We start from the raw sequence: 13,413 nt of genomic DNA, 5'->3' as shown, positions 1-13,413 counted from the left end.
GTTTATAGTTTTGTCACTTAAAACAATACCGGGTCCATTGCCCTTTTTCTATCCAATTTTTTCGTCTGGGTAGAATTCTATTTAATCTTACAATCTACCGTATTAAAATAGAATAAAGTTCTATATGAAAGAGGCATAATCATGAAATTAGGAATGTACCTTGGTAGGGCCGCCATTATTAATGATAATCATACTTTACAACTCATTAATGGCGTCAAAGATATACAGTCTATCTTACCCAATCTAAAAGAAAAATTATTTTTGAGCCGCGAACGTGTATTACCGACAATGGAAAGTTTTTCTTTACCTATAACTAACCCCAAACAAATTTTCGCAGTTGGCTTCAATTACCGAGATCATTTGAATGAACTTCACACTAAAGAACCTCAGGTTCCCAATATTTTTACCAAATTCATCAGTTCCTTGACCGGTCCTAATCCAACTGTCAAAATTCCTAGTCCTAAAACAGACTGGGAAACAGAACTAGTCATTGTTATTAGCAAAGGAGGACGTAATATTAGCCAGAATCTTGCGAGTCAACACATTGCTGGTTACATGGTTGGACAAGATCTATCTGATCGCCAATTACAATTTGCTAATGACAATCCACAATTTTCTTTGGCAAAATCTTATGAGAACTTCTCACCCATTGGGCCTTGGTTAACGACGCCGGATGAAATCACAGATTTAAACGACTTAACTATTACTACCGAATTAAATGGTGTCGAAAAACAACACAGTAAATTGGGCAATTTAATCTTTGGGCCTGAAAAATTGGTTAGCTACTTATCATCTATTACCGAATTGTACTCAGGAGATCTTATTTTTACTGGTACTCCTGGTGGAGTCGGTGCAGGACGAAATCCTCAAGAATTTCTCAAATCAGGCGATCAATTAATTAGTAAAATTGAACAATTAGGACAACTAACGATCAATTTGAAATAGGGTTTTAATTAATACCAAAACATTTTTTAAAAACGCTATAATTGAATTAACAAATAAGGGAGGATCATTTATGAAAAAAGCAATCTTTGAAAAAGTCGGGCAAGTGGATATTGAAAATGTTGATATTCCTAAGATTAAACAACCTGATGACGTTATTATTAAAGTTGTTCGGACATGTGTTTGCGGATCAGATTTATGGGCTTATCGTGATCTAGAGGATAAAAAAGAACACTCTGAGAATTCAGGACATGAAGCCATTGGTATCGTTCAAGATGTTGGTTCCGATATTACAACTGTTAAAGCAGGCGATTTCGTAATTGCCCCATTTACACATGGTTGTGGACATTGTCCTGCCTGTTTAGCTGGTTTCGATGGAGATTGTCAATCTCATACTGATAACTTCAGTAACGGTAATCAAGCTGAATACATTAGATTCCAACATGGTCAATGGGCTTTAGTTAAGATTCCCGGAAAACCCGGTGATTACAGTGAAAATATGCTCAAATCACTTTTGACTCTAGCTGATGTTATGGCTACTGGTTACCATGCTGCAACCGTTGCTAACGTTAAACATGGTGATACTGTCGTTGTCATGGGCGATGGAGCCGTAGGACTTTGCGGAATCATTTCTGCCAAATTACTTGGTGCTAAAAAAATCATTTCAACTAGCCGTCACCCCGACCGCCAAGCTTTAGCCGCAAAATTCGGTGCAACTGATAATGTTGCTGAACGTGGTGATGAAGGTGTTAAGAAGATCTTAGAATTAACTAATGGCTTTGGTGCCGATGCCGTTTTGGAATGTGTTGGTACTGAATTATCTACTGAAACAGCTTTGAAAGTCGGTCGTCCTGGTTCTGTTGTCGGCCGTGTCGGTTTGCCACATACCGGAAAGATGGATATTGCTACATCATTCGGTAAGAATATCATTATCGCTGGTGGTCCTGCTTCTGTTACTACTTATGACAAGAGTCGCCTACTAAAAGCTGTTCTAGATGGTGAAATCAATCCTGGATTAGTCTTTACAAAGAATTTCAATCTTGACCAGATCAACGATGCTTATCAAGAAATGACTGATAGAAAAGTTATCAAATCATACGTCGCTGTTAGTGATTAATTAAAATTAAAAATAACAGCGCCTATTCAGGTTTCAAGACACTTTTATAGTGTACTGAAACTTGGATAGACGCTGTTTTATTTTTCCTAATTGTTGGTATTGTATAGGAACTTATTCTGTACTTTCAGGTGCATCAGTTTTGTACATTGAAACAGTCGATTTATCATTATTCTGCGAATACACGCTTGTCGATGAGTTACCCAATGTATCATTTATCTTATCCAACTGGCTTACTTCATTTTCATAGTCATAATCAGTAGGGTCAACTGGTTTGAATCCTATTGGTGTATAGAATCTCAAAAGATTCTTTTGATTAATAGTATCTGATATATCCAACAGATGACGTTCTTGTTCATATTTTTCAACAATCTTTTTATACAAATCGGATGCAGGATCAATATTCAATAATTCTCCTGTTTTATTATCATAAATATTGTATGAATCATTTGATTTCTTTAAAACAGTATATTCTCTGTTGACCATTCCATTATTTCTAAAAATGACGTTACTATCATGCTGCTTAGAAAACAGGTCAGTTCCTAATTGAATATAATCCTTAGTATTAATTCCTAATAAATGCAAAATAGTTGGTAATACATCAATTTCACCACCATATTCATTATCAATATGACCAGCGATTCCCTTCATATGAATCATAAAAGGAACCCTTTGTAACTGAATATTGTCAAATTCATCCCACTGTTCAGGATCTTTATCCAACAATGGTGCCAGAGCTTTATTCCTATCATCTGAAATACCATAATGATCACCATACAGAATAACAACTGATCGATCATACAATCCACTTTCTTTCAGATAGTTGAAAAATTCACGAAACGAGGCATCCAAATAATGTGCTGTCAAAAAGTAATTATTGACGACACTATCGCTTGTTTCCGGTTTAACAAAACCGTCATTGTCTTCATCTGGTAAATCAAACGGATAATGATTTGTTAGTGTAATGTATTTCATATAAAACGGTTGTTGCAGTTTTTCTAAATATTTCACACTCTCCTTAAACATCAATTTATCTTTCAATCCAAAACCAACATTAGAATCTTCAGTTTGATTAAAATAACCTTGATCGAAAAAGTAGTTGTAGCCCATACTCTTATAAGTTTTGCTTCTTGTATAAAAACTACCAACATTTCCATGGAAGACAGCACTTGTATAGCCTTCTTTTTGTTTCAAAATAGCTGGAGCACTCTGGAAAGTATTTGTTGGTCCTAATTTGTTAAATAAAGATCCTGTCGGCAATCCAAATAATCCCGACTCAAGCATATTTTCCGCATCACTAGTTTTGCCCTGCCCGACTTCATGAAAAAAATTAGAAAAGCTGACAGTATTCTTATCTGAATACAAACTATTCAAGAATGGTGTTACTTCTTGATCATTGACCTTCATATTAATCAAAAATTGTTGAAAGCTTTCTAAGTGAATAACAATGACATTTTTTTACGCGCAATTCCATAATATTTTTTATCTGGCTTCGCATAAATCTGTGCAGCCTCTTGTAACGGTGAATCAATATCGACCGTCGTTACTTTATTTTTTTCAGCATCCTCATTAACCTTGTTGGCCGTATTATAAGCCATATAAAAGTTCAATCCGAGATACTTAACAATATAAGTTTGATCAAAGGTTCTACCTAACAATTGAGGTCGATTCATCTCAGAGATAGTTAAATTCAGAACGATTAGAAATGCACTTAAACACGATAAAGCTACTTTATTAACCATCCTAACAGGAATGGTTATCAAATTATTCTTAGTAAAGAATGGTAGACCTATAATTAAACCCAAATTCAACAAGTAAATAACATCATGCGGCGAAATTAGGGTAGCAATACTCTTTCCCATTGCACCATTAAATTTTTGAGCACTTAACATTGTATTTATTGAAATAAAATCAGAAAACTCTCGATAATAAATAACGTTAGCAACTAATAATATCGTTTCTAAAGCAAATAATACCATCAGTGAAATCACAAATGATTTTTTACGTACAAAAAAATTAGCCAAACTCAAAATAAGCAATATGAAACCTAACGGGTTGAAGATAGAAATAATTACTTGCAATGGACCTTCAATTCCCAACTTAAAATCCCCATAGTAAACTAACAATGTTTCTATCCAAATTATTGCCGTCAAAATTAAAATCAATTTTGTTCTGGTTAATTTAACTGTTATATCGCTTTTTCTTTTCATTTATATACCCCTATTTAACCTGCAATTAAAGTATAGGCTAGGTGAAATGGGAGTTTCAACCATATTTGTGAATTATTTAACTATTCTGATTTGAAAATAAATCACTCATTCTTCTTGGTCAAACGGCTTAAGACAATAATTCCAATTAACATATAACAAATGGTAAATACTCCTAAAATCAAACTAAAGGAATTAATGATACACGGTACTGAATAGAGTGCATAAATAAATTGAAAAGGATTAATCATTGTCAAAATATAATTCCATACTCCTTCTGGACGGGTACTTAATAACAATAATCCACCAAATAGAAAAAAGTTTATAATCACATAAAAAGTTCTTTGCTTACATTTAAAAAGTAACAATATGGACATCATCGAAATACTGATAATTGTTGTTAAAAATGAAACCAGAAATCCATATAAAAATGTATATGATGATACTGGCGTTATAAAACAATCAATTGTCAAATTAAAAATAAAAATTTGTATCTGTATAACAAGCAGTTGAGCAAAGAAGGCTGTAAACAAAATTGAAAAATTAGAATCGATCAATTCTGACGGTTGTTTAAAAAATCCACTTTCACGTACCCGAATCAAATTCATTAAAAAACCGTTCAGGACTGTCGTGACAACAATGTACGCCCAATAAATATATAAGACTTCATTTCCTCGAAAATTAAGATTATTATTCAAAAAAGCCATGATTATTGGCACTATCAAGGTATAAAAGAAAACAATCTTTTCTTGCATAATCATTTTTAATTGCAGTTTAAATAATTTCCAATCATTCTCAAACAAGTTTAACAATCCCCTACAACAATTAAATATTTACTAACAAAATTAATATAGGTTTTTATCACTGTCAATTGGGTGTTTGATATACTTTTTATTAGAATTTTTTATAAAAAAAGAGCTGTCTTCACAGACAGCTCTAAGCATTACTCTCCACCACCAAAAATGTGGTCCAAAATACCACTAAATTCTTTACGATTCTCTTCTGTATGTGGTTCACTACTCAACTGCAAACCTGAATGAAAAGCCGTAATTAAGAAGTCCCAGAAAGTACCATAGAGACCTAACTCTTCATGATCTGCTGGAGCAATAGTATAACGAATAGCATCTTCATCACCAGCGACAACTTTTTGAACCCAATGTGGCTCACGTAAACTCTCACGACCAATGGCTGCAAAATCTAATCCTTCATCTACAACCTTTTCAGCATCAGCAGGTGTTTGAATATCACCAACGCCAATCAATGGTAAATCACCAATATGCTCTTTAATAGTTAAGTTCAATGGTGTAGTAACTGACTTATCATTAAGTGATTTTCTCCAAACATTCCCCATTGAAACATGAAGATAATCAAGTGGCTTTTCTTTCAAGGCATCGACTAATTTCAAAGTATCTTCAAATCTGATACCGGGATCTTCAATCTCTTCTGGAGAAATACGATACCCCATCAAAAATGGTCTGTCGGCGTACTTTTCGATAATATTTTCTACTTCGTCAACTACTGCCAATGGGAAAGTCATTCTCTTTTCAACTGATCCACCCCATTTATCAGTCCGACGATTAGAGTGTGGTGAGAAGAATTGTTGAATCAAATAAGTATTAGCACCATGGATTTCAACACCATCAAAGCCCGCCTCAATCGCACGTCTTGTTGCTTGACCAAAATCTTTAATTGTTTGTTCAATTTCTTCTGTCAATTCACGTGGTACTTCTGAATTATTTCTAGTTGCCTTAACAGCACTAGCGCTAACTGGTTGTTGTCCACGTAAAATAGCAGTTGAAGACATACGTCCAGCACTAAAAATTTGTAAAATGGCTTTCGTACCGTTTACATGCATAGCTGAAGCCAATTTTCTTAAGCTGGGTATAAACTTATCATCTTCGGCACTAAGTTCACCTTCAAAACCTTTACCTAGTGCATTAACGTTAGCAACTGCAGTCACAAACATTCCAGCGCCACCACTGTGCATATGATAATAACGCAATTCATCTGATGTTACTTCACCATTTGAAAAACTCATTTCCTCGGTCATTGGTGGAATAACAATACGATTCTTTACTGTAATTCCCTTCTTCTCAAACGTATATGGTTTCAAAAACTTATAATCTGCCATTGCAATCCCTCGCTTTCTAATTCAGATTATCACAATATCGACATTTGTAAGCCCTTTCATAAATGTATGGATTCATAGAAAGAATTTTTCCATTTTTAAAAATAATTGGTGTTTTTTTGTTTAAACTCGTGTATGATATTGAAAGAAATTTTGAATGAGGAAAAGCTTATGAACTACTTACTATTATTGGTCTCCATTGGTTTCGAAGTCTTAGGAACTTCACTTTTAAAGAAAACTGATGGCTTTACCAATCTATTACCTACAGTGGGAACTTTAACGTCATATTTTATCTGCCTATTTGTTCTTTCCCACGTCCTTAAAAGACTACCACTTAGTCTTACATACGCTACATGGGGTAGCGTTGGCCTAATTCTTGTTACTATTGCTGGTATTGTCTTCTACCACGAAACACTATCAGTTTACTCAATTGCAGGATTATTCTTAGTCGTCTCAGGTACAGTTCTCATCAATGTGTTCTAATAGGAATACAAAAAGAACGGTTTCCATTAAGTATTCAAGATATATACCTTACTTGAATCTCTTAATAGAGGCCGTTTTTATTTTACAAAATTACGTATTAAACATACTTACCACAAGAAAACTAAATGGAAAATTATTTGGTCTGGAGTAAGAATTGGAAATGAGTTCAGCTATGTGATTATTGTTGGCGGCTTTGCCACTTACAATAAGGCTGATCTTGGAGATCCATCGCGTTCCAATACATTTCTAATTCTTGCGGAAGACGGGAATTTAAGCACATTCACATTTTAACCAAATTTGAGTAAGAACCCCAAAAGTGAGTTATTGGATTCTTTTATTCGTATCTCGTTTTACTTTTTATGTTTTTTGTAATACCAAACACCTAACCCTGCAACCACTATAATTGCAGCAATTGTTTCAACGATAGCCATATTGGATTTAGTATGACTGTTCTTAACTGGCGTCTTCTTATTGATTTCACGGCTTTGCTTGTCAGTAACCGTAAATTTCCGTTGAAGCTTCCAAATATTTTGCCCATTGTTAGCCTTAACATCCAAATACATCATATAAGTCCCTGACTTTAATCTCTTATCCTTGTTAGCACCGATAACTGTATTAACATTAATAGGATAAGTAAAGTAACTGTTTGGGGCAATTGACATATTTGATTTCTCTGATTGTAAAATAACATTCTTACTATCATTTTCTGAAGTTATCTTTGCTTTGATATCAACTTTTTCTTCCAATCTTGGCACATCATTATCTAATAGTGCATTGACTGAAATTTGTCCATTTTGAGTATCTTCATATGCTTTGATCAGTTTTAAATTTGGCTCAACTGTGTCAGTGTTTTGTCTCAATTGTAGGCCTAGAACATAATTATACTTATTTTTTAACGTTACACCCTTAGCGTTACTCTTGCTAACTTGATTATCTTGTTCGATAAAGATACCACCTAACAATACGCCATCAAAATTTCCTTTCGGAGCATTAATGTTCACAACTACTTCTGTAGAAGATTTTGCATCAACAGTAACACTCTTAGGATATGTAACTAATTTTTCAATATCATATTTCAAAGATGAATCAGCTTTAACGTTATGTTCGTTATAGACTATTACCCCATTGGTATCAGTCGATGCCCGGTTCACCATTACAGTATAAGTATGCGTTTTAGTATCGTTATTATTAATCTTAAATTTAGCTTGCAACTTCTCATCTGGCGTCACTTTCAAATCAAAATAACCGACTTTTTTATCGATCTGATTATTTGAAAGTTCTGGCACAATATTATAAGTCACTGCTGGTTGAGCTTCTGAGGTGGCGGCCGAAATATCTTGGGTTCCTAAACAACCAAAAGTTATAACACTAATTAAAAACAACATGAAAATCCAAATACGCTTCTTCAAAATATCATCTCCCGAAGAAAAAAAGAGAGCATGCAACAATTAAGTTACAAGCCCTCAATTTTTATATTTAAGCAGGTGCATTAGCTAACGTCCATGTTAAGGTTGAACTGTAGGATCCGCCAATATTACCAGCTGGAACCTTAAGTGAGGCATCAGTAGAACCATATGTTCCAGTATAGGCACCTACACCACTACCAGCTGCAGCACTAACAACAGTTACTGGTGAACTTGATAGTGAAAGATTTGCGACAAGTGTTGGAGGTGTTGATACATTATCAACATCATCTGCTTTAATAGGATCTGTTTCTTTATTATCTAATAATAGTTGTGCATTCTTTAAGGCTGCGCCGCCTGTTGCCGTGAATGGTGATGCCGCAACAGTTACAGTATATCCAGTACCAGTACCAGCATCAGCGATATCCAAGATTCCTGATGTGGAAGTTGATGTATATGAAATATCGTTTGCTGAAGCTGCTACTGTACCAAATTGAAAACTAGGGGCCGAACTTAAAGTGATCGTTCCAGGCGTAATATCGGCCGTGGCTGTGCTTGTAACTGGTGGTGCAGGTGTTGTTGCTGCTTGAGCGACTGCACCTAACGAACCAATTCCTAAAACAGCTGCCCCTACTAACATGCTATTTCTTACGAGTTTTTTCATAATATTTTCCCCCTCATAAACGACTGTTGGTCGCTATGAAACAGAGTCCTAATGTGATGGATCAATCGGACTCTGCTTGATTGGAGAAATACCCATCACATAGAGATCTCTTTCAATCTCTGCGTACGTTATATATTTTTTTGGATAAATAAACAAGAATATACACGTCAAAACGTTGGAACTGTACAACAAGTAAATTATAATGAGGGCATATCTAGAATGGAGTCAATAGTATGACAGATACAACAACTGACGACCGATTAAAAATCAGCGTCGTTAATATCATCTGGAGTTTCGATACTAGCAAAAGTAAAGTGTTGATTCTTCTAGTTAAAAATTCTCTGGGGCCCAATATTGACAAATGGGGGTTGCCTACAACGATGCTACGTACTAATGAAGATGCTGAGGAAGCCTCATTAAGATTGATCAATGAAAAAATTGGTATTCAATTACCTAACTTTTATACTGAACAATTAGCCACCTTCAGTAATGTTAAACGTACAGATCAAAACCGCGAAATTGCCCTAAGTTACATGACTTACTTACCTTATATGCCCGATCTAACAGCTGGTTATGGTGCTAAAGAGGTCGCATGGTTCAATGTTAATTACGATCAAGACTGCTTCTTATTGGAACATCATAACTTAACTTTCAAAACATTAAGTGAAAAAATATCGGTTAAAGATTTCTACGAACATTTAGCAAAATACAATGATAACAAGCATTTGAGTGCCGATCATGCTTTAATTTTACGTAACGCTTTTCAAAGAATCACGAATCGTTTGAATTATTTACCCACAATCCTTTTGATTTTAGGTGATGATTTCACTCTCAAAGAAGCACGTGAAGTCTACTCCACATTTTGGAAGCAGCCCTATCAAACCATTGATAATTCTAACTTTCGTAAAACACACTCACATCTCTTTATTGAAGCTGGAACTGAGCACGGCAAGAGTGGTCGTCCGGCCAAATTATACAAGTTACGTGAAACGCTTGACCCTAAATAAGACTAATGATAGTCTTTGTTTTGCATTATTAAAGGTAAATTTTACCTTTAATAATATTATTTATTTTTTTTATAAATTTAGGAGGTATTTACTATCTTGGACACACAAGCAAATGAAAAAAGTGGTCTAAAGCTCTTAATGGTCATCGGAACTGCTTGGCTTTTTGACGCCGCCGATGTAGCTTTATTATCTTTTATCATGCCATTGATCAAAAAAGAATGGTTTTTGAATGACAATCAAATTGGATTAGTCAGTTCTATTACTACTGTTGGTATGATGTTTGGTGCCATATTATTTGGCTACTTAGCCGACAAATTTGGTAAAAAAAATATTATTGTTATTACGCTCTTAATTTTTTCTGTTAGTAATTTAGTCTTAGCATTAACGACTAACGTTGAACAATTCATGTTTGTTCGTTTCATTACGGGAATTGGTCTAGGTGGAGAATTACCCGTTGCCACAACTATCATTGCCGATTCCTTCTCTGGTCACAGACGTTCCAAAATGTTGATTCTAGTTGATAGTTTTTGGGCGATCGGTTGGATCTTAGCTTCCCTTCTAGCCTTTCTTTTCATGCCACTATATGGTTGGCGATTTACAGTTATTGCTACATCCATTATGGCTCTATACACTTTGGTAATTCGTCGCCATTTACCAGAACAAACTAACATTAAAAATAAACGTCTAAACCTGCGGATTGCTCTAAATCAAATCTGGTCTAAAAAATATCGTCGTGCCACTGTTTGTTTAAGTTTGTTGTGGTTTATCATTATGTTCACCTACTATGGTATGTTCCTTTGGTTACCAAGTGTACTGATCAAACGAGGATTCTCAGTCGTTCACAGTTTTGGTTATACATTAATAATGAGTTTTGCTCAATTGCCTGGTTACTTTCTAGCAGCCTATCTAATGGGTAAATTGAGCCGTAAAAAAGTTTTGGGAATCTATTTGGTTGGGACTATTATCGGATCTTTCCTATTTGGAACCGCGCAAAATGTCTTTATGGTTGTATTCAGTAGTTGTCTACTTTCCTTCTTCACTCTAGGAGCCTGGGGAATTCTGATTGCTTTGACACCAACTCAATATCCTATGAACATTCGTGGCGTCGGTATTGGATTCACTCAATCAATTGGACGTATTGGCGCTACTATCGGGCCTTACTTAATTGGCTTCTCATTAAGTATTAATTTAAATATTTCAACTATCTTTTCCTATTTCGTCGGTTCACTAATTATCGGTATTCTTATATTAGTCTTCGGAATGGTCGATAATGATCAAAAAAATATTCAAATAGAAAATTAAGTTAAAAAAATTCACCCCATGAATTGGAGTGAATTTTTTAATTTGAATTACAATTCATCTGTTTCCGAATTGTCTTTTGTCAAAATCTCTATTTTTCCATCTACATGGAAATAATCTTCAATCAATTGCTTTAACTCTTTAATTGCTTCGTTAGCTCTTTGAGCCTGTTCTTGATTAATGGCTTCAATAACCAAAACTGAATCTGTTGTTTCTTCAGTTAACATTGTTCTTTGAGCCTCACGCCAATTTAAGCATCGACAAATTGCACCGTCATTATCATAATAAATAATTTCACCTGGTAAAGCCGGAGCATCTTCATCAGCACCTAATGGTTTAAACCCTTCGCCACCTTGAGCTTCTCCAAGATGTAAATCGCCTGCCATAGCATTTAGGTTTTCACCACCACAAGGTACCGCATATTTCAAAGAAACACTGTTATAAATATCGACTAGCGGATTAATCGGCGAAAAAGTTCTCCCTTGGCTTACCCGTTTCAACAAGGCTTCAATTGAACAACGTGCACCCTTTTTAGTCTTGAATTCGCGAAAAGCTTGACACCACTGATCCACTACTTCACTCTCTCGGAAAACTTCATCATTGATAAATTTCTTTGATTCTTCGGCACTATCATTCAACAATTTAGCAAAGTATGGATCATCTTTCTCATCAACGTGATTATTTATTTGATGAATTGCCAAAGTACTAATTTGTGCATCTGGAAATAAATCCCAAAACTTTTGATCAATAACTACTTTTGTCATTTTTCTACCCTCAAATTCTTTTTCATTAAGAAATCAGTTTGCACTGAATCTCCCATTATAAATTTATGTTCGCTGAATCTTTCGAAGCCCATCTTTTGATAAAACTTTTGGGCTGGATAATTGAATTCCCAAACACCTAACCATATATTATCTTTAGATAATTCTTTTGCTCGTTCTTCGGCAAAATTAAACACTTTAGTTCCTAATCCTAAATGTTGATAAGCCGTTTTAAAGTAAACTCGCTCAACTTCCATATAATTATCTGGCATTTTTTCTGATTGAGCCGTTAAAATATTGAGTTTCAGATAACCTGCTAATTGTTCGTCTTGGTAAATGAAGTAAAATTTTGAATCTTGATTCGTTAATTCAGAAGTAAGCTGTTCAGTATTGTATGCTTCTTCCAAATAAGCATTCAAATTCTCTTCTGTATTATCCTGACCGAAAGTGGCCGTGTAAGTCTCTCTGCTTAAATCCTGAAGAACTTTTAGGTCATTTACATTGCACTGTCTAATTTTCAATATTCTCTCTTATTACCCTTCTTAACATATTCCCAATCGGCTGCCACATTATCTTCAACCTTCTTCAACAACTTTAGAATTTGCTTCTGTTCGGCGGCATCTAAACCCTTTAAAGCCATTTGATTTGAGTAAATATCTTCTCGATAAATGGTTGGATATATTTTTTTACCCTTATCGGTTACGTATAATTTTTTCTCTTTTTTATTATCAGTTGATTGTTTTCTAAAAATAAAATTATTTTTTTCTAGTTTTTTAATAGCCCTAGCAGCCGTTGTCTTGTCTACCTTGATCATTCCGGCTAATTTTTCCTGAATAATGCCGGGATTTTCATAAATTCTTACTAAATATAAATACTGTCCTTTAGTTAAGTCATAATCTTTAAATTCAATATTACTGATTGAATCTAAAGAACGTGCAATTACACCAATTGAACGCAAAATTTCTACCACCAAACTCCCTCGCTTTCAATAGAAGTATTGTACAGCCATTTTGTTGCATTTGCAACTAAAATTTAAGCATAAAAAATGGCAACCCCTCGTTGCCATTTTTTTATTTAGTTGACCGCGTAACCTAAATTACGAGAAAGCTGATCAATACTTTCTTGATATTCTGAACCATTATCCATATGTTTCAAAACGCTTTGAACTTGACGATCATCTCGCAAACGACCAAATAAATATGTTTCTGAATAATTTTTATCCAACAAATTATATGTTTTCAAAACAAAATCTTTACTATAGTCATTTTTATCGATTTCTTTATTATTATTAATATCGGTATATAGCTCCGATAAAATTCTCTTTGCCTCTGTATTGTCATTTAGTTTCATCGGCGAATTTTATAATCAAGTTAGCCACTTTAGAAAAATGACAAAATAAAAACAC

At 34.5% G+C, this 13,413-nt stretch carries 13 protein-coding genes and 1 pseudogene; 5 read left to right on the top strand and 9 right to left on the bottom strand.

Features of this window, described 5'->3' with window-relative positions; genetic code table 11:
* The first annotated feature begins 141 nt into the window (after positions 1–141).
* Both FD33_RS04740 and FD33_RS04735 read left to right on the top strand, forming a co-directional pair.
* The gene (locus tag FD33_RS04740; RefSeq protein ID WP_025085966.1) at positions 142–945 is read left to right on the top strand and encodes a fumarylacetoacetate hydrolase family protein; all 804 of its coding nucleotides are present in this window, start codon (positions 142–144) and stop codon (positions 943–945) included.
* A 70-nt stretch (positions 946–1,015) separates the two neighbouring features.
* The gene (locus FD33_RS04735) at positions 1,016–2,059 is read left to right on the top strand and encodes a zinc-binding dehydrogenase (RefSeq protein WP_056955799.1); all 1,044 of its coding nucleotides are present in this window, start codon (positions 1,016–1,018) and stop codon (positions 2,057–2,059) included.
* Between the two features lie 111 nt (positions 2,060–2,170).
* Here the strand turns inward: FD33_RS04735 and FD33_RS04730 are convergent.
* The 3 genes and pseudogenes from FD33_RS04730 to FD33_RS04720 form a co-directional block, all read right to left on the bottom strand.
* Positions 2,171–4,266, bottom strand: a pseudogene (locus tag FD33_RS04730) (LTA synthase family protein).
* Between the two features lie 101 nt (positions 4,267–4,367).
* On the bottom strand, positions 4,368–5,066 hold the full coding sequence (locus FD33_RS04725; RefSeq protein ID WP_025085965.1) for a hypothetical protein: 699 nt from the start codon (positions 5,064–5,066) through the stop codon (positions 4,368–4,370).
* A gap of 140 nt (positions 5,067–5,206) precedes the next feature.
* Entirely contained in the window at positions 5,207–6,394 is a 1,188-nt protein-coding gene (locus FD33_RS04720) for an NADH-dependent flavin oxidoreductase (protein WP_025085964.1), read from the bottom strand.
* A gap of 168 nt (positions 6,395–6,562) precedes the next feature.
* On the opposite strand from FD33_RS04720, the gene FD33_RS04715 reads away from it, so the two are divergent.
* Positions 6,563–6,874 (top strand): DMT family transporter, encoded by a 312-nt coding sequence (locus tag FD33_RS04715; protein WP_025085963.1) that lies wholly within the window; start codon positions 6,563–6,565, stop codon positions 6,872–6,874.
* Between the two features lie 350 nt (positions 6,875–7,224).
* Here the strand turns inward: FD33_RS04715 and FD33_RS04710 are convergent, their stop codons facing one another.
* A complete protein-coding gene (locus FD33_RS04710) occupies positions 7,225–8,283 on the bottom strand; it encodes a DUF916 and DUF3324 domain-containing protein (RefSeq protein WP_025085962.1) in 1,059 nt (352 codons plus the stop codon).
* Between the two features lie 67 nt (positions 8,284–8,350).
* Entirely contained in the window at positions 8,351–8,941 is a 591-nt protein-coding gene (locus tag FD33_RS04705) for a WxL domain-containing protein (protein WP_025085961.1), read from the bottom strand.
* Positions 8,942–9,174: 233 nt separating this feature from the next.
* Between FD33_RS04705 and FD33_RS04700 the strand changes: the two genes are divergently transcribed.
* Together FD33_RS04700 and FD33_RS04695 are read left to right on the top strand one after the other, a co-directional pair.
* Positions 9,175–9,948 carry an NrtR DNA-binding winged helix domain-containing protein gene (locus FD33_RS04700; RefSeq protein WP_025085960.1) on the top strand — a complete coding sequence of 258 codons (774 nt, stop codon included), beginning with the start codon at positions 9,175–9,177 and terminating at the stop codon, positions 9,946–9,948.
* Positions 9,949–10,086: 138 nt separating this feature from the next.
* Positions 10,087–11,250 carry an MFS transporter gene (locus tag FD33_RS04695; RefSeq protein ID WP_034544541.1) on the top strand — a complete coding sequence of 388 codons (1,164 nt, stop codon included), beginning with the start codon at positions 10,087–10,089 and terminating at the stop codon, positions 11,248–11,250.
* A 47-nt stretch (positions 11,251–11,297) separates the two neighbouring features.
* Here FD33_RS04695 and FD33_RS04690 read toward each other — a convergent pair whose 3' ends face one another.
* The 4 genes from FD33_RS04690 to FD33_RS04675 form a co-directional block, all read right to left on the bottom strand.
* On the bottom strand, positions 11,298–12,011 hold the full coding sequence (locus FD33_RS04690; protein WP_025086374.1) for a B3/B4 domain-containing protein: 714 nt from the start codon (positions 12,009–12,011) through the stop codon (positions 11,298–11,300).
* Positions 12,008–12,529 (bottom strand): GNAT family N-acetyltransferase, encoded by a 522-nt coding sequence (locus tag FD33_RS04685; RefSeq protein WP_319792496.1) that lies wholly within the window; start codon positions 12,527–12,529, stop codon positions 12,008–12,010. Before FD33_RS04685 ends, FD33_RS04690 begins: the two co-directional genes overlap by 4 nt.
* Entirely contained in the window at positions 12,526–12,978 is a 453-nt protein-coding gene (locus FD33_RS04680; protein ID WP_056955798.1) for a MarR family winged helix-turn-helix transcriptional regulator, read from the bottom strand. Before FD33_RS04680 ends, FD33_RS04685 begins: the two co-directional genes overlap by 4 nt.
* A 104-nt stretch (positions 12,979–13,082) precedes the next feature.
* The gene (locus FD33_RS04675) at positions 13,083–13,358 is read right to left on the bottom strand and encodes a hypothetical protein (RefSeq protein ID WP_025086376.1); all 276 of its coding nucleotides are present in this window, start codon (positions 13,356–13,358) and stop codon (positions 13,083–13,085) included.
* Between the last annotated feature and the right edge of the window lie 55 nt (positions 13,359–13,413).

It is taken from the genome of Companilactobacillus paralimentarius DSM 13238 = JCM 10415, from assembly GCF_001434985.1.
GTDB classification, from domain to species: Bacteria; Bacillota; Bacilli; order Lactobacillales; family Lactobacillaceae; genus Companilactobacillus; species Companilactobacillus paralimentarius.
Note: the sequence above shows the minus strand (reverse complement) of the source record. Positions and strands in the feature narration are given on the sequence as shown.